The organism is Ruminococcus sp. SR1/5 (assembly GCF_000209835.1).
GTDB classification, from domain to species: domain Bacteria; phylum Bacillota; class Clostridia; order Lachnospirales; family Lachnospiraceae; genus Blautia_A; species Blautia_A fusiformis.
In genome coordinates, this window is record NC_021014.1 from 34,766 (window position 1) to 57,135 (window position 22,370).

Below are 22,370 nucleotides of genomic sequence, written 5' to 3' on the forward strand. Positions count from 1 at the left end.
GGGTTTCCTGTATGCTATAGTAAACAGAGGTAATGCAGATGAGAAAAAACAAAAGAAGAAAAAAACGGCTGAGAGCAGTTCTGATCCTGTTGATCATTCTGTTTATTCTGGCAGGACTGGGAGGGATGCTGTATGTTTCCCACAGGGATAAAGTGGAAAAAGAACAACGAAGAGAGGCCGCATTGGCTGCATTGGACAGTATTCCGGAGGTGACAGCAACTCCGGCAGCAACAGCAACACCGGTTCCGACAGCGACGCCGACACCGTCATTGACACCGGTCCCGACAATCCTTCCGGCATTTGAACCGGAAAATTATCAGGGAATCTGGTACAGCGAAGACGGGCTGACAACGATCGATATTTATGATATCAGTCTGAAATCTGTTTCCTTTACCTATAAGAGAGTGAATGGAAAAGATCCTTCCATGACCGCAGAAGCAGATGTGACTGCAGAGGTAGCAGGAAATGCCACACAGTTCCGTTTTAAGGATTCCGAAGGGAATAAGGCAAAAGGAGAGTTTGTTTTCGATAAAAGTGGTGAGCTTTATGTGAAGGTAAAAACATATGAACGGGGAGAGGGATCTCTGACCTATCCGAAAACAGAGTCTATTATGACCCGGCAGGAGCCATCCCTGGAAGTATCCGAAAATTCCGAAGAAGATGCTTCCTATAATGAAAGCAACGAAAATTCCTATGAACAGGAATCCTACAGCGAAAACAGTGAAGATTCTTCTGATGAGAATACAGAAGAATATGAGATTCCCTACGGAGAAGAAGAAACCTATTATACGGAATGATCAAAAAAATAAAACACGGTAAAATAAAGAATCCCCGGATTTTGGCAATCAGGGAATCCCGATACAGGAATTCCCGAAACTGTTCCACATTTCCGGGGATCTCTTTATTTGATCATTTTTTTGCGGTCTGTGCGGCCGACGAGATAATCGATGCTGGTGTCGTAATAATTTGCCAGCCGGATAAGCATTTCGATAGGAATATTACGGGATCCCGTTTCATAATGGGAATAAGAACGCTGACTGATATGAAGAATCTCACTTAATTCTCTCTGGGACAGATCCGCGTCTGTACGTAAATCCTGAATACGCTGAAATTTCATTGTGCTCACCTCTTCTTTCTATTGAAAGTATAAAACAGAACGAAATGCACCCTTGCAAAAGAGAGCAAAATGGACTATACTAAATTTATTATCTTCTAAAATTCAGAAAATGTCTATCTGAAAATTCCCTTGTTTTTAACCAATGCGGATTTCGAATATCCGCCTGACCTGAAAAGACGAAAAGATGGAAGATCGGGATCCGTTTTTTTCGCAGAAAGGAATGTATTTGTTTGCGAGTGTTTTATCAGCAGCGATCTACGGAATGGAAGTACGTGAGATCCAGGTTGAGGCAGATGTCAGTGATGGTCTGCCTTCTTTTGCTATGGTAGGATTTCCCTCTGCCCAGGTGAGAGAGGCCCAGGAAAGAGTCCGGACTGCATTTAAGAACAACCGGCTTTGTCTGCCACCAAAAAAGTAACTGTAAATTTTGCACCTGCCGATATGAAAAAGGAAGGAGCCGGTTTTGATCTGCCTGTGGCGGCTGCAGTACTTGCGGCTGCCGGAATTCTGGAACCGGATCTTCTGGAAGGAGTTATGATCGTAGGAGAGATCAGTCTGAATGGAGAGATCCATGGGGTTGCCGGAGTTTTGCCTCGGGTGATCCGCGCAAGAGAGCTGGGCTTACGCTTTTGCGTTATTCCGGAGGAAAACATCCGGGAGGGGAATCTGGTGAAGGATATGCCGGTGTTTGGAGTAAAAAGTCTGAATGACATGATCCGGTGTCTGAGAGACCCAAACACTTATACAGCTGCGTATCAGGAAAAAGAAAAACAGAAAACAAACCGGAAATACCAAAGGTTGATTTTGCGGACATCTGCGGGCAGGAAGGAGCCCGGCGGGCGGCAGAGATCGCAGTGAGCGGTTTTCATAATATTCTTTTTATCGGACCGCCAGGATCCGGAAAGACCATGCTGGCAAGACGTCTGCCGACCATTATGCCGGAGATGACATTTGAGGAAAGCCTGGAGATCACTAAGGTATACAGTGTGGCAGGACTTCTCACGGAAAAAGATCCGCTGATCCGGCAGAGGCCTTTTCGAAGTCCGCATCATACCAGTTCCCCTCAGGCTTTGGCAGGTGGCGGCAGGATACCGGGGCCGGGGGAGATCACTCTTGCACACAGAGGTGTTCTTTTTCTGGATGAGATGCCGGAATTTTCCAGAAAAAGCCTGGAGATCCTGCGTCAGCCGCTGGAAGATAAGGAGATCCATCTGTCCAGAGCTGCCGGAACCTATGTTTTTCCGGCCAGTTTTATGCTGGCGGCAGCGATGAATCCCTGTCCCTGCGGATTTTACCCGGATATGAACAGATGTCGTTGTACGTCAGGGGAGATCACGCATTATCTTGGAAAGATCAGCCAGCCTCTCCTGGAGCGTATTGATATCTGCACAGAAGTTCCGGCAGTGAGTTTTTCAAAAATGAAAAAGAAAATTGCAGGGGAATCCTCTGCTCAAATAAGAAAGAGGGTGGAAGCAGTACAGGAGATCCAGAGAGAACGTTACAAAAAGGAAAAATTTTGCTTCAATGGGGAGCTTGACGGAAGAAAACTGGAAAAATACTGTGTAATGACGGGAGGGGCAGACAAACTTCTGGAGCAGGCATATGAGCAGTTTCAATTCAGTACCAGAGCATATCATAAGATCCTGAAAACGGCCAGGACCATCGCGGATATGGAATCCTCCGAAAAGATAAAGGAAGAACATATCTGCGAAGCTCTGACGTACCGGGCATATGATAAGAAATACTGGTCATAAAACAGAAAAAAGGAAGGTATTTTATATGGAAGAAATACAGCAAACAAGGATCCGGTGTGCCCGGAAGGACAGTAGTGTTTATCCGGCAAGACTTCAGGAACTTCCTGGTATGCCAAAACAATTATATTATATTGGAAGATTTCCGGATGATGACAAACCTACAGCTGCAATTGTAGGAGCAAGGCTGTGCAGTCCTTACGGACGGATACAGGCATTTAATTACGGAAAATTCTTAAGCGAACATGGGGTACAGGTGATCAGCGGTATGGCGGCCGGCATTGATGCTGAGGGCCACAAGGGTGCTCTGGAAGGTGGTACCCCGACCTTTGCCGTGCTGGGAAATGGCGTGGACATCTGTTATCCTTCATCCAGCAGAGGTATTTACCGGAGAATCCCCGAAAAAAACGGAGGGATCATCAGCGAATATGAACCAGGTACCAAAGGCAGGGCATATTATTTTCCGGCAAGGAACCGGATCATCAGCGGACTGGCAGATCTGGTGCTTGTGGTGGAAGCAAAAGAAAAGAGCGGATCACTGATCACAGCTACCTGTGCACTGGAACAGGGGAAGATGGTATACGCCATTCCGGGAGCAGTAAATGATGCGCTGAGCCGAGGCTGTCACAAGCTGATCTACGACGGAGCAGGAATTGCATACTCTCCGGAAATACTTCTGGATGAGTGGGGATTATCTGTGAAAAAAAGACAAATTTGTCTGAAAAAAGCAAGTTAGGACTTGCAACGGATTTGGATTTGGTGTATAGTTGTCTCGATTTACGACCAAAAAATCTGGATCATATTATCAGAAAAACCGGTTTTTCACCGGGAAAAACAGCCGGGATCCTGGGACAGCTTATTTTGATGGGGCTTGTGAAGGAAACCGGGAGACAGTATTATATCAGACTTGAATAAATGCTTTTTTGCCCGGAGATTTAGCAGGAGTTTTTAAGCCGGACAGGAAGGCAGAATGAGATTAGGAGAGGTAAAATGGCCAAAAATCTGGTGATAGTAGAGTCACCTGCTAAAATGAAGACAGTAAAGAAATTTCTGGGGGCAAATTATACAGTAGAAGCGTCCAACGGTCATGTGAGGGATTTTCCCAAGAGCCAGTTTGGTATTGACGTGGACAATGATTTTGAACCGAAGTATATTACAATACGGGGAAAGGGTGAGCTTCTTGCAAAACTTCGTAAAGAAGCAAAAAAAGCAGATAAGATCTATCTTGCAACTGACCCTGACCGTGAGGGAGAAGCAATTTCCTGGCATCTGATGCAGGCTTTGAAGACAGATACTGCAAAGATGCACAGGATCACATTTAATGAAGTAACAAAAACAGCAGTTAAGGCGTCCATCAAGCAGGCCAGGGAACTGGACATGAATCTGGTAGATGCACAGCAGGCAAGGCGTATGCTGGATCGTATGGTAGGTTATACCATCAGTCCGCTGCTCTGGGCCAAGGTAAAAAGAGGCTTAAGTGCAGGCCGTGTACAGTCTGTGGCACTGCGTATCATCTGTGACAGAGAAGATGAGATCAATGCATTCATTCCTGAAGAATACTGGAGCCTGGAGGGTGAATTTCAGGTAAAGGGTGAGAAGAAACCGTTGACAGCCAAGTTCTATGGAACAGATAAAAAACTTCCGATCAGAAACCGTCAGGAAATGGATGAGATCCTGAAAAGTCTGGAAGACTGTAAATATGAGATCACAGAAGTAAAAAAGGCGAGAGAATCAAAAACGCTCCCCTTCCGTTTACCACAAGTACTCTGCAGCAGGAAGCTGCCAAGACACTGAATTTTTCTACGCAGAAGACTATGCGCCTGGCACAGCAGTTATATGAAGGTGTGGATGTAAAAGGCAGTGGTACGGTAGGTCTGATCTCCTATCTGCGTACAGATTCTACTCGAATTTCAGAGGAAGCAGATGCAGCAGCAAGAACTTATATTTCTGAGCAGTATGGTTTGGATTATGTTTCTCAGACAGAGAAGGCAATCAAAAACGGACAGAAGATACAGGATGCTCATGAGGCGATCCGTCCTACAGATATTGCGAGGACACCAGTTCTGGTGAAGGAATCCCTGACCAGGGATCAGTTCCGTTTATATCAGCTGATCTGGAGACGTTTTGCGGCGAGCAGAATGGCACCGGCACGTTATGAGACCACGTCTGTCAAGATCGGAGCAGGTGAGTATGTGTTTACGGTTGCAGCATCCAAGGTTGCCTTTGATGGCTTTATGTCTGTGTACACAGAAGAGGGCGATGACAAAAAGGGCAATGTTTTAAGTCAAAGTCTGGAAAAGGGTATGGAGCTGAAGCTGAAAGAACTGAAGCCGGAGCAGCATTTTACACAGCCGCCGGCACATTACACAGAGGCTTCACTTGTAAAGACTATGGAAGAGCTTGGAATCGGACGTCCAAGTACGTATGCGCCGACTATCACAACGATCATCAGCAGACGCTATGTATCCAAGGAACAGAAAAATCTTTACGTCACAGAGCTTGGAGAGGTTGTTAATAATATTATGAAACAGGCTTTTCCAAGTATTGTGGATGTAAACTTTACAGCAACTATGGAGGGACTTTTGGACTGCGTGGAAGCAGGTACTGTACAGTGGAAAACGGTTGTACGTAACTTCTATCCGGATCTGAAGCATGATGTGGATGAGGCTGAGAAAGAGCTTGAGAAAGTTGATATACAGGATGAGGTTACGGATGTGATCTGCGACAACTGTGGCCGCAACATGGTGATCAAGTACGGTCCTCATGGAAGATTTCTTGCATGCCCCGGATTTCCGGACTGCCGTAATACAAAACCATATTATGAGAAGATCGGTGTTGCATGTCCGAAGTGCGGCGGCGAAATTGTCATGAAAAAAACGAAAAAAGGCAGAAAATATTACGGATGTGAGAATAATCCGGAATGTGATTTTATGTCCTGGCAGAAACCTTCTGCAAAGAAATGTCCGAAATGTGGTAATTATATGCTCGAAAAGGGAAATAAGCTGGTTTGCAGCCAGGAAACCTGCGGATATGTGGAACAAAAACCAAAAGATGAAGATTGATTGAATAAATGCTTTTCCACCAATTTTCAGAAAATCCCGTTAAAAATAAAAAATATAAAAAAGTCTTGTAAATTTCCAGAATAACGTGTAATATTAGACTAGAAAAACGATTTCTTTCAAGGTACGAAAGTGAAAGGAGGAAAAATGAGCGTTCAGTTGCTAGATAAAACTAGAAAAATCAATAAGCTTCTGCATAACAGCAGCTCAAGCAAGGTAGTGTTTAACGACATTTGCCAGGTGCTCATGGAAACCTTAAGTTCCAATATCCTGGTACTCAGTAAGAAAGGTAAGGTTCTGGGAGTCAGTATCTGCCCGGGTGTGGATGAGATCACAGAGCTGATCGATGACAAGATCGGCGGACATATCGACCCGTTATTGAATGAGAGATTTCTTGGTGTTCTTTCCACAAAGGAGAATGTCAATCTCCAGACACTTGGCTTTGAGCATGTACCCGGAAATTATCAGGGAATCGTGAATCCGATCGATATTGCAGGTGAGAGACTGGGAACGTTATTCATGTACCGCAATGATCATCCCTATGATATTGAGGATATTATCGTCAGCGAGTATGGTACAACAGTTGTTGGCCTGGAAATGATGCGTGCGGTTCATGACGAGAACGCAGAAGAAGACAGAAAACAGCAGATCGTTAAATCGGCATTCAGTACACTGTCCTTCTCAGAACTTGAGGCGATCATCCATATTTTTGATGAGCTGGATGGGGATGAGGGTATCCTGGTTGCCAGCAAGATCGCTGACCGTGTAGGTATCACCAGATCCGTGATCGTAAATGCACTGCGTAAATTCGAGAGTGCAGGTGTGATCGAATCCCGTTCATCCGGTATGAAGGGAACTTACATTAAAGTTCTTAATGAAGTGATCTTTGATGAGCTTGAGGAGATAAAAGCACAGAGAAGCAAGAAGGCATAATGTGATCAGCACTGTCAGATGCTTGATATAAGATAAAGAACGTGACAAAAGAGACTTCCCGCTAGTGTGGGAGTCTCTTTTTTGTCTGTTTCATAAAATCAAAATAAATAATGAAATTAAGAAAACAAGAGAAAACAAGAGTATAAAAGAGATAAAACCAGAATAATATAGAAAAACCATATCTTAAAAGGGTTGCGAAAATATGTGAAATTCACTAATATAGCCATAGTGATTAGCACTCGTATAAAGTGAGTGCTAGCAGGCGAAGATGGAACTTATAAAGGAGGAACATAGATCATGAAGTTAGTACCTTTAGGCGACAGAGTAGTATTAAAACAGGTTGAAGCAGAAGAGACAACAGCATCCGGAATTGTGCTTCCGGGACAGGCACAGGAGAAACCACAGCAGGCAGAGGTTATTGCAGTTGGACCTGGCGGAGTTGTAAACGGGAAAGAAGTAAAAATGGAAGTAGAAGTCGGAAATACTGTTATCTATTCCAAATATGCAGGAACAGAAGTAAAGATGGATGGAACTGATTATATTATTGTAAAGCAGGAAGATATCCTGGCAATCATTAAATAATATAAACATCTTATCGTATATCAATATAAATAGGAGGTCATTTTATCATGGCAAAAGAGATCAAATACGGCGCAGAAGCAAGAGCAGCACTTGAAGCTGGTGTAAATAAACTTGCAGATACAGTAAGAGTAACACTTGGACCGAAAGGAAGAAATGTAGTACTTGACAAATCTTTCGGTGCTCCGCTTATCACAAACGATGGTGTTTCCATTGCAAAAGAGATCGAGCTTGAGGACGGATTCGAGAATATGGGTGCTCAGATCATCAAAGAGGTTGCATCCAAGACAAACGATGTAGCTGGTGATGGTACTACAACAGCAACCGTACTTGCACAGGCAATGGTACATGAGGGAATGAAGAACCTGGCAGCAGGAGCGAACCCGATCATCCTCAGAAAAGGAATGAAAAAAGCAACAGATGTTGCAGTAGAAGCGATCAAGAACATGAGCCAGGCAATTAACGGAAAAGCTCAGATCGCTAATGTAGCCGCAATCTCTGCAAGTGATGAGCAGGTTGGACAGCTGGTTGCAGACGCTATGGAGAAGGTTTCCAAGGATGGTGTTATCACTGTTGAGGAGTCCAAGACCATGCATACAGAGCTTGACCTTGTTGAAGGTATGCAGTTTGACCGTGGATATATTTCCGCATACATGTCTACAGATATGGAGAAGATGGAGGCAACTCTTGATGATCCGTATATTCTGATCACAGATAAGAAAATCAGCAACATCCAGGAGATCCTTCCGCTTCTTGAGCAGGTTGTTCAGGCTGGTGCAAAGCTTCTCATTATTGCAGAAGATGTTGAGGGTGAGGCTCTCACAACCCTGATCGTTAACAAACTGAGAGGAACCTTCCAGGTAGTAGCTGTTAAAGCACCTGGCTATGGTGACAGAAGAAAAGAGATGCTTCAGGATATTGCGATCCTGACAGGCGGACAGGTGATCTCTGACGAGCTCGGTCTTGATCTGAAGGAAGCTAAAATGGAGCAGCTCGGACGTGCAAAATCCGTTAAGGTTGCAAAAGAGAATACAGTTATCGTTGACGGCCTTGGCGATAAAGATGCCATCGCAAAACGTGTTGCTCAGATCCGTGCGCAGATCGAGGAGACAAAATCCGAGTTTGATAAAGAAAAACTTCAGGAAAGACTTGCAAAACTGGCAGGCGGCGTAGCTGTTATCCGTGTAGGTGCTGCTACTGAGACAGAGATGAAAGAAGCAAAGCTTCGTCTTGAGGATGCTCTTGCAGCAACAAGAGCAGCTGTTGAGGAAGGTATCATCGCAGGCGGCGGCTCTGCTTATATCCATGCTTCCAAAGAGGTTGCAAAGCTTGCAGCAACACTTGAGGGAGATGAGAAGACAGGTGCTTATGTGATCCTGAAAGCCCTTGAGGCTCCGTTGTTCCACATTGCTGCAAACGCAGGACTGGAAGGCGCTGTTATCATCAACAAGGTAAGAGAGTCTGAGGTAGGTACAGGCTTTGATGCTCTGAATGAGAAATATGTAAACATGGTTGAGAATGGAATCCTTGATCCTGCAAAGGTTACAAGAAGTGCACTTCAGAACGCAACAAGTGTTGCATCTACACTTCTTACAACAGAGGCTGTAGTTTCTACGATCAAAGAGGATACTCCTGCTCCGGCAACAAACCCGGGAATGGGAATGATGTAATTTCAAGCAGGCAGGTAAATAATTTACAAAATGAGAGGGCCTGCGTCATGGACGCGGCTCTCTTTTTGTGTTATAATCAAAAGAAATCAGTAAATTACGAAAGGAAGAAGCAAATGAGTGACTTATATTCAGAACTTCTGGTAAAGAAGAAACAGACAGGGAAGGATCTTGCTATAAAATACGGTCTTATTGCACTGACCGTGATCATGGTTCTGGGAGGTCTGGTGCTGAATGCACTTCTTCTGGTTCCGGCTATCGCTCTTGGTGTTGCATGCTATTTTGTAATTCCGAAAACAGACCTGGAATATGAATATCTGTTTGTTAACGGGGAACTGGATATTGATATGATCATGTCCAAGTCAAAGAGGAAAAGAGTAAAATCACTTCAGCTTGCGGAGGCTGATCTTGTGGCACCTCTGAAATCCCACAGAATGGATTATTACAACGGAAATCAGAAGATGAAAACCATAGACTTTTCCTCAGGTATTGAGGATCATAAGCGCTATGCCATGATCGTAAGAGACAGCGGAGAAACCTGCAAGGTGATCCTGGAGCTGGATGATGAACTTGCCAATACCATGAAAAATTCTGCACCGAGTAAAGTTTTTTTGGATTGACATGAATCTTGTTTTTTGTTACACTAGTTCACAAATTTAAAATATCTTACACAAAGGGAGGAAATGCAATGGGTACTATTATTGGTGAAGGCATTACGTTTGATGATGTCCTGCTGGTTCCGGCTTATTCTAAAGTAATTCCGAATCAGGTTGATGTTTCAACGTATTTAACCAAGAAAGTAAAGCTGAATATCCCCATGATGAGTGCGGGAATGGACACAGTTACAGAGCACAGAATGGCAATTGCTATGGCCAGACAGGGTGGTATCGGTATCATTCACAAGAATATGTCCATTGAGGCACAGGCAGAAGAGGTTGACAAAGTTAAACGTTCTGAGAACGGTGTTATCACCGATCCATTTTATCTTTCAGCAGAGCATACACTGAAGGATGCCAATGATCTGATGGCGAAATACCGTATTTCCGGTGTTCCGATCACAGAAGGCAGAAAACTGGTAGGTATTATCACAAACCGTGATCTTAAATTTGAGACAGATTTCAGCAGAAAGATCAAGGAGTGCATGACTTCAGAAGGACTGATCACAGCTAAGGAAGGAATCACACTTGAGGATGCCAAGAAGATCCTTGCGAAATCCCGTAAGGAGAAATTACCCATTGTAGATGATGACTTTAATTTAAAAGGACTCATTACCATCAAGGATATCGAGAAACAGATCAAGTATCCGCTTGCAGCCAAGGATGCACAGGGAAGACTTCTCTGTGGTGCTGCGGTTGGCATCACAGCAAATGTGCTTGCGCGTGTTGATGCGCTTGTGAAGGCTAATGTAGATGTGATCGTAATTGATTCTGCACATGGTCATTCAGAAAACATTTTAAAAGCAGTCCGCGAGATCAAGGCAACATATCCGGAGCTTCAGGTAATCGCAGGTAATGTTGCAACAGGCGAAGCTACCAAGGCTCTGATCGAGGCTGGAGTAGATGCAGTTAAAGTTGGTATCGGACCGGGATCTATCTGTACAACACGTGTTGTTGCAGGTATTGGTGTTCCGCAGGTTACTGCAGTTATGGATTGTTATGAAGTGGCTAACAGCTACGGAATCCCGATCATTGCAGACGGCGGTATCAAATATTCCGGAGATATCACCAAGGCCATCGCAGCAGGTGCCAATGTCTGCATGATGGGAAGCATGTTCGCAGGATGCGATGAGAGCCCGGGAACATTCGAACTTTATCAGGGAAGAAAATATAAAGTATATCGTGGAATGGGATCTATCGCAGCTATGGAGAATGGCAGCAAGGATCGTTATTTCCAGGAGAATGCAAAGAAGCTTGTGCCGGAGGGTGTTGAGGGTCGTGTTGCGTATAAAGGACACGTTGAGGATACCGTATTCCAGCTGATCGGTGGTTTAAGATCCGGTATGGGTTACTGTGGAGCAGAAAATATTGAGAAGCTTAAGACAACAGGCAGATTCATCAAGATTTCAGCTGCATCTCTTAAAGAGTCACATCCACATGACATCCACATCACAAAAGAGGCTCCAAACTACAGTGTAGATGAATAATAAAGGAAAAAAGGTAAGACCGGTAAAAAGTCACCCAGGCCGTCCCATAGCGGGCGGCCTGTTTCCGTAAAGAAAACTTCCTCCGGGTCTTCCAGAAGAAAAAGAAGTCTTTGAGAAAAAGAACCCGATCAAGATCCTGCAGAGGATTGTGCTGATATGTATCATTGTGATCGTTGCTTTTGCTGCGTGTGCGTTAGGATACGCATTTTTTGAGATGCGCATGGAACAGAGTGAAACTCAGTCCGGACAGGAAGAGATATCCGGGAATGCCAGCGGAAATGGCGGACCGGAACAATGGCAGGCAGAAGGAGCACCTTTTATTGATGTGGAGCTTCTGACACCGAATTCCTATTCCAGACCACAGATTTCTATGGAACAGGTAAATTATATAGCCATTCATTATACGGCCAATCCGGGATCTACTGCCGTATCCAACCGGAATTATTTTGAAAATCTTGCGACAACGCAGGACAACAAAGTCAGCAGTCATTTTGTGGTAGGGTTGGAGGGAGAAGTGGTACAATGTATTCCCACTTCGGAAATATCCTATGCCACAAATTCCAGAAATGTAGATACCATATCCATTGAATGCTGCCATCCGGATGAAACAGGGCAGTTTAATACAGCAACCTATGATTCGGTGGTAAAGCTGACAGCGTGGCTTTGTACACGCTTTGGACTGACTTCGGATCAGGTGATCCGTCATTATGATGTCACAGGTAAAGACTGTCCGAAGTATTACGTGGAAAATCCCGATGCATGGATCCAGATGAAATCAGACATTGCAGCACAGATCCAGACAGATTATGCATTACAGGGGAAATAAAGTGTTATTGTTTATTTTGTGAGCAACAAGAAGTCTGGAAAAATAATTTCTGAAAATAGGGGCTTGAAAATTAAGAAGAAGTATTGTAGTATAACAGCAGAAGCTGCATGACTGGCGGAAAGTAGGATTACCTACAGGGAGTGCAGTGAAGTGAGAAGCCGACCGCCTGGGCAGCCTGATAAGGGGTGTCCAGGCGGTTTTTTGTTACCGTTCATATCCTGGGATGAGCCCCGGGCCTTACATTAGACAAGGAGGACTGTGAAAAATGACGACATTTTCACTTGAAAAAGAACTGAAAGAAAATTCCTATCCGGGAAGAGGAATTGTGATCGGACGTTCCGCTGACGGGAAACATGCAGTTACTGCATATTTTATTATGGGAAGAAGCGAGAACAGCAGAAACCGTATTTTTGTTGAGGATGGGGAAGGAATCCGTACACAGGCTTTTGATCCATCCAAGCTTACAGACCCGAGCCTGATCATTTATGCACCGGTACGTGTCCTTGGAAATAAGACCATCGTAACAAATGGTGATCAGACAGATACGATCTATGAGGGAATGGACAGACAGCTCACCTTTGAACAGTCTCTCCGCAGCAGAGAGTTTGAGCCGGATGCGCCGAACTATACACCTCGTATTTCAGGTGTTCTTCATGTTGAAGACGGTAAATTCAATTATGCGATGTCTATTTTAAAGAGCAATAACGGAAATCCGGATTCCTGTCTTCGTTATACATTCGCCTATGAGAATGCGGCGGCAGGACAGGGACGTTTTATCCATACTTATAAATGCGATGGAAATCCACTTCCAAGTTTCGAGGGAGAGCCGAAGCTGGTAGAGATCCCAAGCGATATTGATGAGTTTACGGATCTCCTCTGGAAGAGCCTGAACCAGGATAATAAAGTTTCTCTCTTTGTTCGTTTTATTGACATTGAGACAGGAAAATATGAATCCAGGATCGTAAACAAGAATAAATAAGAAAATAGGGATATCACAGAGAACGGAGGAGCTTTTTCATGAAAGAATTACAGTTAAAATACGGATGTAACCCAAATCAGAAACCATCAAAGATTTATATGGCAGATGGAAGTGAGCTTCCGATCCAGGTACTCTCCGGAAGACCAGGATACATCAATTTCCTGGATGCCTTTAATGGCTGGCAGCTGGTACGTGACCTTAAGAAAGCAACCGGACTTCCGGCAGCAACTTCATTTAAGCATGTATCTCCGGCAGGTGCTTCCATCGGACTTCCGCTGAATGAGACACTGGCAAAGATCTACTGGGTAGATGATATGGACTGGAAGAATTTTTCCCCGCTTGCATGTGCGTATGCAAGAGCAAGAGGTGCAGATCGTATGTCATCATTTGGTGATTTCATTTCTCTTTCTGATGTCTGCGACAAAGATACCGCAATGCTGATCAAGAGAGAGGTTTCTGATGGTGTGATCGCACCTGGATATACAGAGGAGGCTCTTGAAATTCTGAAGCAGAAGAAAAAAGGCAATTACAATGTGATCCAGATCGATGAAAATTATGTTCCGGAACCTTTGGAGCACAAACAGGTATTTGGAGTCACCTTTGAGCAGGGCCGCCAGGAGCTGGCAATTGATGATGCGCTGATCTCCAATATTGTAACAGAGAATAAAGAGCTTACGGAAGAAGCCAAGAGAGATATGAAGGTTTCTCTGATCATCCTGAAATATACACAGTCCAATTCTGTATGCTTTGTTAAGGACGGACAGGCTATCGGCGTTGGTGCAGGACAGCAGTCCCGTGTACATTGTACACGCCTTGCAGGCCAGAAAGCAGATAACTGGTATCTCCGTCAGTGTCCGAAAGTACTGGAGCTTCCGTTTAAAGACACGATCACACGTGCGGAGAGAGATAATGCCATTGATGTTTACATTGGTGAGGAATATATGGATGTCCTTGCAGATGGTGCATGGGAAAAGACATTCACGGAGAAGCCGGAAGTGTTCACAAAAGAAGAGAAGAGAGCATGGCTGGATGGTCTTACCGGCGTGACACTGGGATCCGATGCATTCTTCCCATTCAGTGATAATATCGAGCGCGCATATAAGAGCGGTGTAAAATATATTGCAGAGCCGGGTGGATCTGTACGTGATGACGCAGTTATCGATACATGTAATAAGTATGGAATGGTGATGGCATTTACAGGAATCCGCCTTTTCCACCACTAAAAGATGCATGCCTTGGCCATGATATGCAGCTGAAATAAAAGATAAAAAATATAAAGTCCCGAATCTGAATTTCTGGAAAAAAGAGATCAGACTCGGGACTTTTTGATCGAAAAAGGATAGTTTTAAAAATAAAAAGAACTCTGAAAGATTCAGAGTTCTGAAGAGCGATAGACGGGGCTCGAACCCGCGGTCTCGACCTTGGCAAGGTCGCGCGTTACCAACTACGCCACTATCGCATATGCCTTATCGCTTCACGTATTTCCCTCAGCGACAAGACATATATTAGCATAGATTTTATATTCTGTCAAATGTTTTTTGGAATTTTTTGAAATTATATACAACATATAAAGTTTATTCCAGACATCTGAAATAGAACTTGTATATGACAATATTTCGGTGGTTTATGAGTTATTGTCTAAGTGGTAATAGCGCAAAACATGATCCGGATAGTATTGGTCACCATAGTCCCATGGACCGGCAGGATCATGAAGGGGATCATCTTCATCACGTTGTGTGCCGCCGCTTGCCATCTGAGCAAAGGCCTGAGCACTTTGGGCCGTCCACACAGTCTGACCGTTTTCTTCCAGATAAGCAAAATAGGAATCGGCTCCGAAATTGTATGCCTGCAGAGCCAGACGGATCTTGGAAAGATCAGTCGGACCGGTACAGCCGGCTTTATCCAGAGCATATTTCAGCTCCTGGATGCCACAGGAAATAGAGTAAGAAGGATCTGTGATACCATTGGGCTGCTGCGGATATCTGGTGTTGTAGGCTCCTTCTGAAGACTGCATGGGATCAGTACCCTGCCCGGAGCTTTCCTGCATCATCACGGCCAGGAGCAGGTCTACATAGTCGGACATATCATATTGTGCTGCTTCGCTGGAGACCTCATCGCGATAAGCTTCACAGGCTGCATTGATCTGATGGGCTTCCTCCTGCCTGCCGGAAAATTTGGAAAAACGCAGAAGGATACAGCCCACGATCAGCAGAAAAAGACATGTCAGAAAGATCTTCTGCCTTCGCACCTGCTGTACACGGAGTTTGTGGCGCTGTTTTTTAGTAAGGGTTGGTTTCTTGTGTTTTATATTCATATAAGTATTGTATCCGTTACGGATAGATTTGACCAGTTAAAAAATATGATCTTTTTGTTAAAAATTTCTGAAGACTGTCCTGTGAAATTGCAAAATATGATCTGATATGCTATGATAGTCGGGACAAACCGTAGAATGCCGGAATAAAGGAGGCAAGATTTCATGCGAAAAAAGCTTCTGGCAGTTATTTTATGTGCTTCTATGCTTTTCCCTGCATCCGTATCAGCAGAGGTACTGGGATATGAAGCAACATTGGATACATATACAAAGGAGAAAAAAACACCTCAGCAGTTTCAGATCGATGATGGGGCGGGAAATACAGTAAATGCTCTGGCGAAGAGTGATACGCTTTATGTTACAGCGAAAAATACGGAAATCCGGTCCAATCCGGGAGACAGTGGTACAGAGCTGCGTTCTGTGATCCTGGGAACGAAGCTTGAAAGAGTTGCAGTCTGTGACAATGGCTGGAGCAAGGTGACCTTCCAAAAGAAAGGTGAGGACAAGATCATCGGTTATGTTTCGGACAGCGTGCTCAGTGATACGGAGATCGTAAATAAATTTACAGATACAGTTACAGCGGCACAGGACAGTGATATCCTGGATTATCCCGGCAAGAAGGACGGAGAGGTTGTAGGAGAGGTCCTTCAGGATGATGAGCTGAAAAGAACAGGTACGGTAGATGCTATCTGGAGCAGGATCGTTTACACAGATGACAGTGGTTCAGATCACGTCGGCTATATTCCGACCAGCTGTCTGGAAGGTTATCAGGCTACGGAAGTGGCCAAGGCAGAGCAGGAAAAGAATACAAAAGCAGGATCCCTTACCAAGAGTTCCGGGGAGGGCGTTTTTGCGGATGCGGTGGATGGTGTAACTTCCACAGGTGGTTCCGGAAGTACCGCAGCTGGCGTACAGATCGGAACGCCGGTATCAGTATCTTCGGACGCGACATTGAAACCACTGGGAACATTCCGGATCACGCATTATTGTCCGTGTAGCATCTGCTGCGGACCATGGGCGAATGGAATTACTTCCACAGGAGTAACGGCCACTACCAACCGTACGATCGCAGTGGATCCGAGTCAGATCCCATACGGTTCCAAAGTAGTGATCAATGGACAGGTTTATGTTGCAGAGGACTGCGGAGGAGCGATCCGGACCAATTGCATTGATGTATATGTGGCAACACACTCCGAAGCAGAGCAGAAGGGCGTGTTTTATACAGAAGTTTATTTGCTTCAGTGATCAGAAAAAGACTGCTGTAGATTCCACAAGGGATTTGCAGCAGTTTTTTGTATAAAAAACTCTGACCAGCAGAGGCTATTCTGCGATCAGAGTAAAAAATAATGCCCAGAGCCGGAATCGAACCAGCGACACGAGGATTTTCAGTCCTCTGCTCTACCAACTGAGCTATCTGGGCATGTCTCTTTCGAGTACTTTGTTACTTTAACACATTTATGTAGAGAATGCAAGGAAAAAATAAAAAAAGCAGATGTTTTTCTGAAAAATCTGATTTTCAAAAAAACATCTGCAATATTATGGCTACAGATTTATCTGGCAGCAAGATAGATTTTTTCCATATCTTTCATGTTCAGCTGTTTGAACACACCGATGGTACGGGTGTCTTCAAAGCTGCATTTAAACGCTAGATCATGGATCTCCTTTTCTGTAAGATCAAGACCAAGCTCATGAAGGCTGGTAGGCATCTGGATGGAACGGAAATAATCTTCCATGGCTTCTATGCCGGCAAGAGCAGTTTTGTTGAAGTCGGTACTGCAGGGAATGTCAAAGATATTGACTGCAAACTGGGCAAAGCGTTCCGGATTTGCATCATAAACGTAACGTGCCCAGCTTCCCCACAAAGCGGCAAGACCGGCTCCGTGAGCCACATCGTAGGTGCCGCCCAGTTCATGCTCCAGCTGGTGACAGGCCCAGTCACCACCGCCGGTTCCGCAGCCGGTAAGTCCATTGTGGGAAAGACTGCCGGCCCACATGATCTCTGCCCGTGCAGTATAATTATCCGTCTCCTTCATCAGGATCCGGGAGTTATAGATCACGGTCTGCATCAGAGATTCGCTGATACTGTCGGTGATCTCCATGGTTTCGATATTTACAAAGTACCGTTCCATAGTATGCATCAGGATATCCACACAGCCGCTTTCGGTCTGATATTGCGGCAGGGTATAGGTGAGGCGGGGATTTAAAATAGCAAAACGTGGGCGGCACAGATCGTTGCGGGCACTACTTCGTTTCAGCCAGCCCTCTTCATTGGTGATCACACAGGATCCGCTCATTTCACTTCCGGAAGCTGCGATCGTCAGGATAACGCCTACAGGAAGACAGGCTTTTGGGGTTTCGGTGCGGAGAAAAAAGTTCCACACATCTGTATCCGGATTGGCAAGTCCATAGCCGATGGCCTTGCAGGAATCAATAACGCTGCCACCGCCAACAGCCAAAAGAAAATCAACCTGTTCTTTGCGGCAAAGCTCAATACCTTCACGTACCTTGGAGAGACGGGGATTGGGAACCACACCGCCAAGAGTGACATAGGAAATTCCAGCTTCATCCAGAGAAGATCGGATCTCATCGATCAGACCGGAGCTTACTGCACTGTGGCTGCCATAATGGATCAGTACTTTGCTGCAGTTCTGCTCTTTTAGAACAGTGCCGATCTTAAGGTGTGTATCTTTTCCGAAAATAACCCGGGTAGGGGTAAAATATTCAAAATTTCTCATAGAGATTAGGCTCCTTTTTATGATTCATGATCTATTGATAAATATAAGGAATCTGTTTCCTTACAGGTCAAGCAGATATTTATGATCCCGCAGGGGTATCATCTTGATTCATTTAATTGGTTTAAAGTCGTTATAATAATAGCATAGAAGAGAAACAGACGCAAATAAAAGCTATTGAAAAAAAGGTGTAATTTTGGGGGAATGTGATATAATGACTTCTGTGAAGGAAAAGTGACCTGATCACAGAAACAGACCAATGCGAAGCGTATATTATAGAACAGATCCAAACGAAGAAGAAAGCAGGTGTCTGAAATGGAGAATATCATTATCATAGGAGCAGGTCCGGCCGGGATCTCGGCAGCACTTTATGCGGCAAGAGGAAATATGGATCCGCTGATCATAAATACAGGAATCGGTTCACTGGAAAAAGCGGAGAAGATCGAGAACTATTACGGACTGGAGCAGCCGCTGTCCGGCAGAGAACTTTTCGAAAGAGGTCTTGTCCAGGCAAGAGCACTTGGAGTACGGATCCTGGATGCCCAGGTTGTGGGAATGGGTGGTTTTGATACTTTTGAGGTGAAAACTACCGCAGGAGATTTTGAGGCACGCAGCGTGATCCTGGCAACCGGAAGCAGGAGAGCTTCTGCCAGGATTCCGGGAGTAAAGGAATTTGAGGGAAAAGGTGTCAGCTACTGCGCAGTATGTGACGCATTTTTTTACAGAGGAAAAGAAGTGGCAGTGCTTGGAAACAGTGATTTTGCTCTTCATGAAGCAGAAGAACTTTCTCATACCGCTTCCCGTGTGACGATCTTTACAGATGGAAAGAAACCGGAATTTTCAAGAGAAAATCCGCTTCCGGTTAACACCATGAAGATCCAGGCGATCGAAGGAGATGAGCGTGTTTCCGGCATCCGCCTGAAAAGTGATGTGTCCATGCAGGAAGCAGGTACCGGAGCAGATTCTTTTGTGCCGGCAGAGGGAGTCTTTGTAGCACTTGGTACAGCCGGAAGCTCGGAGATGGCCCGCCAGATCGGAGCGGAACTGAATGAAAAAGGAAATATCCGGGTCAATGAAGAGATGGAGACTACAGTTCCGGGACTGTATGCAGCAGGTGATTGCACCGGTGGACTTCTCCAGGTGGCAAAAGCTGTTCATGACGGTGCCCAGGCAGGACTTTCCGCCTGTCAGTATGTGCGGAAGCTTCTGAAGGCGTAAGTATAAGCTGATACTAAAAATAAATACAGGATCAAGGAGGAATTTTATCATGGCAAAAATTTTTACAACAGACAATTTTGAAACTGAGGTATTAAAGGCAGAAAAGCCGGTACTGGTAGATTTTTGGGCAACCTGGTGCGGACCATGCAGACGTCAGGCTCCGGTCGTGGAAGAGCTTGCAGAAGCCGGATATGAGGTTGGCAAGGTTGACGTAGACAAAGAGCCATCACTGGCACAGCAGTACAAGATCATGAGTATCCCCACACTGCTGGTATTCAAAGAAGGAAAAGAGACCGCACGTTTTGTGGGACTGACATCAAAGACAGAGCTTGAGGCAGCGCTTCAGTAACCAAAACAGAAAACAGAAAAACAGATACAGCTCTGGGAACCGAAACGGTTTCCGGAGCATTGTTGGTTTACTGAAAATTTTAGACAAGGGTTAATAAAAATATGGATGAGAAAATAATAAAAAGAATGCAGTGCCTGTGATCGCGGCAATGATCACAGCGCTGGCCTTTTCTTTTACGGGCCTTCCAATGGATGGAAATACTTCTGTAGAAAAAATGAGCGATGTTTATAATGGATTGGGATGCACGAGCTTGCTTGCATGGATCCTGCTTCTTATTTTATACGTGAAAGGATGGGAGGGCTACCGGAAATACAGAAACTGGCAGGCACATGTTTTGGCAGTGATCTTTTCGGCGGGAATGCTTCTTGGAACTTCTTATTTTACAAATGGAAACTGGGATTTTCTGTTTGGCGCAAAGAAACAGATCCTGATCTCAGCCGGATGTTTTATAGGATTTTATATTATCTGTGATATGGGAATCACTTATTTCTGGAGGATTCCTGAGATGGAGTTTTTCCGAAAGGCCTGCGGGCGTATCCCGGCCAGAGAGGAAGAAGTAATGTGGTTCCGCCTGGCAAAGATATCTATGATCATTGGATGGACACCGTTTATCCTGGCATTTCTCCCAGGTTCGATCCCGGCAGATGGATTTCGGCAACTGGATGTATTTTTGGGAGCTATGCCGCTGGACAATCATCATCCATGGGTCCTGACGATGATCATGGGTGGACTGCTGACACTTGGAAAAACTATCTGGTGTTATAATTTTGGAGTATTTTTGATCGTCATTGTGTTTACTTCTGTGGAAATCTGGTGTTACAGTGCGGTAGTCCGCTATCTGTACAGATGGAAGGCTCCAAAATGGATACTTTTTGGTACTGTTCTGCTGTTTGCATTTGTTCCCATATTTGGAAGCTATGCCCAGGCAGTGATCAAAGATGGATTATATACGGCGGTCATTACTTTGTATTTTGCAGTGTATATAGATATTTGTCATTCCTTTTCCAAGAGAAAGGCAGTATATTTATTTCTTCTGGGAATCAGTGTTTGTCTTACCCGAAATAATGGCATTCATCTGGTCCTGCCTTCTTTGATCCTTTTGTTTTTCTTCCTGGTAAAGGGCGCGAGGAAATATGCATTTATTGTGGCTGTCTGTGTTTTTGCCTGCTATCTGGGCGTAGAAAAGGGGGCAGCACCTGCCCTTGGCGTGGCACCTGGATCCCGATGTGAAATGCTTTCGGTACCGTTTCAGCAGACTGCCCGATATCTGAGAGAATATCCGGATGATGTAACCGCAAGTGAGAAGAAAGCGATAAACAGGATCCTGGATTATGATGTTCTTGCCGAGAAGTATAATCCGGAACTGTCGGATCCTGTGAAAATTACATTCAGGTTCAGAGATGATGATAATGATCCTAAATTGGATGGATACATGAAAGATTATTTTAAAGCCTGGTTTGCCATGTTCCGTCGTCATCCGGGAGTATATGTCCAGGCGACATTGAATAACACCTACAGCTATAATGATCCGTTCCATATGGGAAGAGGACAGCAGGGCGTGTACCGGTTTTACATAGATAAACTGTATCAGAAAAAATCCGGGATCGATGTCAGCTATGTAGGCCCAAAAAAGATCCAGTATCTATTCAGGCTTTATGATGAATTATGGATGCGTGCACCTGGGCTGGGACTTATCTTAAGTGCAGGAACGTATACCTGGCTTACTCTGTTGCTGATGGGATATCTTCTGGTGAAGAAGCAATGGAAAAAACTCCTGATCTTTGCCATACCGGTGCTGAATATACTGATATGTCTTGTGTCTCCTGTAAATGGGATGATCCGTTATATGTGGCCGGTAATGACTATTATGCCGATGCTGTTCTGGTGGATCTTGCAGCCGGCACCTAAAACATCTTCAAATTAAAAAGTATTCATCATTTCATAAAGACGTCTTTTATCCAGAATGCGGATCGATCCCCGTGAGATCTGGATAGAGCCGTCTTTATTCATTTTTTAAGGCTGCGGCTGACAGCTTCTCTGGCACTTCCGATGGAGCGGGCGATGGCTTCCTGTGTGAGAGCGAGCTCATCGGAACCGGTATCTGCAGCTTCATCCAGAAGAAAGGCTGCGATTCTCTGAGTCAGAGTCATAAAAAATGTCCGTTCGATTCCTGCGATCACATCTGAGAAATGTTCAGTTGTCCGTTTGTAGATGAAATTTTCCAGATAGATATTGTTTTTCATCAGCCGGGAAAAAGGAACTGCCGGAAGCAGAAGCAGATCACAGTCTGTTTCTGCATCGATCTGTACATCAAATGTAATGGCAGAAAGCATGCAGGAGGCGGAAAGAGTGCAGATGTCACTGTCCCTTAAACGGTACAGGGTTGCCTCTTTTCCCTGAGCGGACAGTAGATAAACACGGAGAACTCCCTTCAGAAGAAAAAGAGTTCCCAGGCACTGGCGCTCTTCAGACTGTACGGCAGCACCTGCCGGGTAATGAAGCTCGCGAATGTTATCAAGAAGAAAATTCCGATCTTCTTCCGTCATATGTTCCCAGAAGGGAAACGCCTGAAAATAATTCAGACAGCTGTTTCGATTCATAAAAAGATTACTCCTTTATAAAAATATATAGTACTCATTTTAACGCTGTTTGGATGGAAATACAACAAAAACGGCATTTTTGCGGCAGGAGGGAAATCCCTGTTTG

General features: G+C 44.7%; 20 protein-coding genes, 2 tRNA genes, 2 pseudogenes and 1 riboswitch. Of the genes and pseudogenes, 18 read left to right on the forward strand and 6 right to left on the reverse strand.

The window, feature by feature from the left end; translation table 11 throughout:
• The first annotated feature begins 38 nt into the window (after nucleotides 1-38).
• Complete coding sequence (locus CK1_RS00200) at nucleotides 39-797, forward strand: hypothetical protein (RefSeq protein ID WP_015524344.1); 759 nt, start codon at nucleotides 39-41, stop codon at nucleotides 795-797.
• A gap of 104 nt (nucleotides 798-901) precedes the next feature.
• Here CK1_RS00200 and CK1_RS00205 read toward each other — a convergent pair whose 3' ends face one another.
• Nucleotides 902-1,117 (reverse strand): helix-turn-helix domain-containing protein, encoded by a 216-nt coding sequence (locus CK1_RS00205; protein WP_015524345.1) that lies wholly within the window; start codon nucleotides 1,115-1,117, stop codon nucleotides 902-904.
• 322 nt (nucleotides 1,118-1,439) lie between these two features.
• On the opposite strand from CK1_RS00205, the pseudogene CK1_RS17705 reads away from it, so the two are divergent.
• From CK1_RS17705 to CK1_RS00265, 13 genes and pseudogenes are all read left to right on the forward strand, one after another.
• A pseudogene (locus CK1_RS17705) lies at nucleotides 1,440-1,975 on the forward strand (magnesium chelatase domain-containing protein).
• Complete coding sequence (locus tag CK1_RS17710; protein WP_353611202.1) at nucleotides 1,930-2,871, forward strand: YifB family Mg chelatase-like AAA ATPase; 942 nt, start codon at nucleotides 1,930-1,932, stop codon at nucleotides 2,869-2,871. Before CK1_RS17705 ends, CK1_RS17710 begins: the two are co-directional and overlap by 46 nt.
• Before the next feature lie 25 nt (nucleotides 2,872-2,896).
• Complete coding sequence (gene dprA, locus CK1_RS00215; protein ID WP_015524347.1) at nucleotides 2,897-3,604, forward strand: DNA-processing protein DprA; 708 nt, start codon at nucleotides 2,897-2,899, stop codon at nucleotides 3,602-3,604.
• Nucleotides 3,605-3,627: 23 nt separating this feature from the next.
• On the forward strand, nucleotides 3,628-3,783 hold the full coding sequence (locus tag CK1_RS00220) for a hypothetical protein (RefSeq protein WP_306288656.1): 156 nt from the start codon (nucleotides 3,628-3,630) through the stop codon (nucleotides 3,781-3,783).
• 75 nt (nucleotides 3,784-3,858) lie between these two features.
• Nucleotides 3,859-5,930 (forward strand): annotated as a pseudogene (topA, locus tag CK1_RS00225) (type I DNA topoisomerase).
• Nucleotides 5,931-6,074: 144 nt separating this feature from the next.
• Nucleotides 6,075-6,860 carry a GTP-sensing pleiotropic transcriptional regulator CodY gene (gene codY / locus CK1_RS00230; RefSeq protein ID WP_015524350.1) on the forward strand — a complete coding sequence of 262 codons (786 nt, stop codon included), beginning with the start codon at nucleotides 6,075-6,077 and terminating at the stop codon, nucleotides 6,858-6,860.
• A 297-nt stretch (nucleotides 6,861-7,157) separates the two neighbouring features.
• Nucleotides 7,158-7,442, forward strand: coding sequence for a co-chaperone GroES (gene groES / locus CK1_RS00235; protein WP_015524351.1), 285 nt, complete (start codon nucleotides 7,158-7,160; stop codon nucleotides 7,440-7,442).
• Nucleotides 7,443-7,489: 47 nt separating this feature from the next.
• Nucleotides 7,490-9,109, forward strand: a complete 1,620-nt coding sequence (gene groL, locus CK1_RS00240) for a chaperonin GroEL (protein WP_015524352.1) — start codon at nucleotides 7,490-7,492, stop codon at nucleotides 9,107-9,109.
• A gap of 113 nt (nucleotides 9,110-9,222) precedes the next feature.
• On the forward strand, nucleotides 9,223-9,726 hold the full coding sequence (locus CK1_RS00245; protein WP_015524353.1) for a DUF6106 family protein: 504 nt from the start codon (nucleotides 9,223-9,225) through the stop codon (nucleotides 9,724-9,726).
• Between the two features lie 68 nt (nucleotides 9,727-9,794).
• On the forward strand, nucleotides 9,795-11,249 hold the full coding sequence (guaB, locus tag CK1_RS00250; RefSeq protein WP_015524354.1) for an IMP dehydrogenase: 1,455 nt from the start codon (nucleotides 9,795-9,797) through the stop codon (nucleotides 11,247-11,249).
• Nucleotides 11,250-11,397: 148 nt separating this feature from the next.
• The gene (locus tag CK1_RS00255) at nucleotides 11,398-12,075 is read left to right on the forward strand and encodes a peptidoglycan recognition protein family protein (protein ID WP_306288657.1); all 678 of its coding nucleotides are present in this window, start codon (nucleotides 11,398-11,400) and stop codon (nucleotides 12,073-12,075) included.
• Between the two features lie 97 nt (nucleotides 12,076-12,172).
• Nucleotides 12,173-12,254, forward strand: a riboswitch (ZMP/ZTP riboswitch).
• Nucleotides 12,255-12,340: 86 nt separating this feature from the next.
• Complete coding sequence (locus CK1_RS00260; protein ID WP_015524355.1) at nucleotides 12,341-13,054, forward strand: IMP cyclohydrolase; 714 nt, start codon at nucleotides 12,341-12,343, stop codon at nucleotides 13,052-13,054.
• A gap of 38 nt (nucleotides 13,055-13,092) precedes the next feature.
• Nucleotides 13,093-14,277: a phosphoribosylaminoimidazolecarboxamide formyltransferase gene (locus CK1_RS00265; RefSeq protein WP_015524356.1), complete on the forward strand. Its 1,185-nt coding sequence runs from the start codon at nucleotides 13,093-13,095 to the stop codon at nucleotides 14,275-14,277.
• 163 nt (nucleotides 14,278-14,440) lie between these two features.
• On the opposite strand, the gene CK1_RS00270 is transcribed toward CK1_RS00265, so the two are convergent.
• A tRNA-Gly gene (locus CK1_RS00270) sits at nucleotides 14,441-14,513 on the reverse strand.
• Between the two features lie 165 nt (nucleotides 14,514-14,678).
• Nucleotides 14,679-15,368 (reverse strand): lysozyme family protein, encoded by a 690-nt coding sequence (locus tag CK1_RS00275; RefSeq protein ID WP_015524357.1) that lies wholly within the window; start codon nucleotides 15,366-15,368, stop codon nucleotides 14,679-14,681.
• Nucleotides 15,369-15,530: 162 nt separating this feature from the next.
• Here CK1_RS00275 and CK1_RS00280 point away from each other — a divergent pair, with 162 nt between their 5' ends.
• Nucleotides 15,531-16,610 (forward strand): 3D domain-containing protein, encoded by a 1,080-nt coding sequence (locus CK1_RS00280; RefSeq protein ID WP_015524358.1) that lies wholly within the window; start codon nucleotides 15,531-15,533, stop codon nucleotides 16,608-16,610.
• A gap of 102 nt (nucleotides 16,611-16,712) precedes the next feature.
• Here the strand turns inward: CK1_RS00280 and CK1_RS00285 are convergent.
• Nucleotides 16,713-16,785, reverse strand: a tRNA-Phe gene (locus CK1_RS00285).
• A 130-nt stretch (nucleotides 16,786-16,915) separates the two neighbouring features.
• Nucleotides 16,916-18,100, reverse strand: coding sequence for an iron-containing alcohol dehydrogenase (locus CK1_RS00290; RefSeq protein ID WP_015524359.1), 1,185 nt, complete (start codon nucleotides 18,098-18,100; stop codon nucleotides 16,916-16,918).
• Between the two features lie 312 nt (nucleotides 18,101-18,412).
• On the opposite strand from CK1_RS00290, the gene CK1_RS00295 reads away from it, so the two are divergent.
• The 3 genes from CK1_RS00295 to CK1_RS00305 all read left to right on the forward strand — a co-directional run bounded on the left by CK1_RS00295 (nucleotide 18,413) and on the right by CK1_RS00305 (nucleotide 21,588).
• Entirely contained in the window at nucleotides 18,413-19,315 is a 903-nt protein-coding gene (locus CK1_RS00295; RefSeq protein ID WP_015524360.1) for an NAD(P)/FAD-dependent oxidoreductase, read from the forward strand.
• A gap of 49 nt (nucleotides 19,316-19,364) precedes the next feature.
• Nucleotides 19,365-19,664 carry a thioredoxin gene (gene trxA, locus CK1_RS00300; RefSeq protein ID WP_015524361.1) on the forward strand — a complete coding sequence of 100 codons (300 nt, stop codon included), beginning with the start codon at nucleotides 19,365-19,367 and terminating at the stop codon, nucleotides 19,662-19,664.
• A gap of 136 nt (nucleotides 19,665-19,800) precedes the next feature.
• Complete coding sequence (locus tag CK1_RS00305) at nucleotides 19,801-21,588, forward strand: DUF6020 family protein (protein ID WP_306288658.1); 1,788 nt, start codon at nucleotides 19,801-19,803, stop codon at nucleotides 21,586-21,588.
• 82 nt (nucleotides 21,589-21,670) lie between these two features.
• Here CK1_RS00305 and CK1_RS00310 read toward each other — a convergent pair whose 3' ends face one another.
• Entirely contained in the window at nucleotides 21,671-22,264 is a 594-nt protein-coding gene (locus CK1_RS00310) for a Crp/Fnr family transcriptional regulator (RefSeq protein ID WP_015524363.1), read from the reverse strand.
• Between the last annotated feature and the right edge of the window lie 106 nt (nucleotides 22,265-22,370).

Excerpts from the sequence above, each read along its gene's own strand:
- CK1_RS00200 (WP_015524344.1), top strand. The coding sequence starts at position 39 with ATGAGAAAAAACAAAAGAAGAAAAAAACGGCTGAGAGCAGTTCTGATC.
- CK1_RS00205 (WP_015524345.1), bottom strand. The coding sequence starts at position 1,117 with ATGAAATTTCAGCGTATTCAGGATTTACGTACAGACGCGGATCTGTCC.
- dprA (WP_015524347.1), top strand. The coding sequence starts at position 2,897 with ATGGAAGAAATACAGCAAACAAGGATCCGGTGTGCCCGGAAGGACAGT.
- codY (WP_015524350.1), top strand. The coding sequence starts at position 6,075 with ATGAGCGTTCAGTTGCTAGATAAAACTAGAAAAATCAATAAGCTTCTG.
- groES (WP_015524351.1), top strand. The coding sequence starts at position 7,158 with ATGAAGTTAGTACCTTTAGGCGACAGAGTAGTATTAAAACAGGTTGAA.
- groL (WP_015524352.1), top strand. The coding sequence starts at position 7,490 with ATGGCAAAAGAGATCAAATACGGCGCAGAAGCAAGAGCAGCACTTGAA.
- CK1_RS00245 (WP_015524353.1), top strand. The coding sequence starts at position 9,223 with ATGAGTGACTTATATTCAGAACTTCTGGTAAAGAAGAAACAGACAGGG.
- guaB (WP_015524354.1), top strand. The coding sequence starts at position 9,795 with ATGGGTACTATTATTGGTGAAGGCATTACGTTTGATGATGTCCTGCTG.
- CK1_RS00260 (WP_015524355.1), top strand. The coding sequence starts at position 12,341 with ATGACGACATTTTCACTTGAAAAAGAACTGAAAGAAAATTCCTATCCG.
- CK1_RS00265 (WP_015524356.1), top strand. The coding sequence starts at position 13,093 with ATGAAAGAATTACAGTTAAAATACGGATGTAACCCAAATCAGAAACCA.
- CK1_RS00275 (WP_015524357.1), bottom strand. The coding sequence starts at position 15,368 with ATGAATATAAAACACAAGAAACCAACCCTTACTAAAAAACAGCGCCAC.
- CK1_RS00280 (WP_015524358.1), top strand. The coding sequence starts at position 15,531 with ATGCGAAAAAAGCTTCTGGCAGTTATTTTATGTGCTTCTATGCTTTTC.
- CK1_RS00290 (WP_015524359.1), bottom strand. The coding sequence starts at position 18,100 with ATGAGAAATTTTGAATATTTTACCCCTACCCGGGTTATTTTCGGAAAA.
- CK1_RS00295 (WP_015524360.1), top strand. The coding sequence starts at position 18,413 with ATGGAGAATATCATTATCATAGGAGCAGGTCCGGCCGGGATCTCGGCA.
- trxA (WP_015524361.1), top strand. The coding sequence starts at position 19,365 with ATGGCAAAAATTTTTACAACAGACAATTTTGAAACTGAGGTATTAAAG.
- CK1_RS00310 (WP_015524363.1), bottom strand. The coding sequence starts at position 22,264 with ATGAATCGAAACAGCTGTCTGAATTATTTTCAGGCGTTTCCCTTCTGG.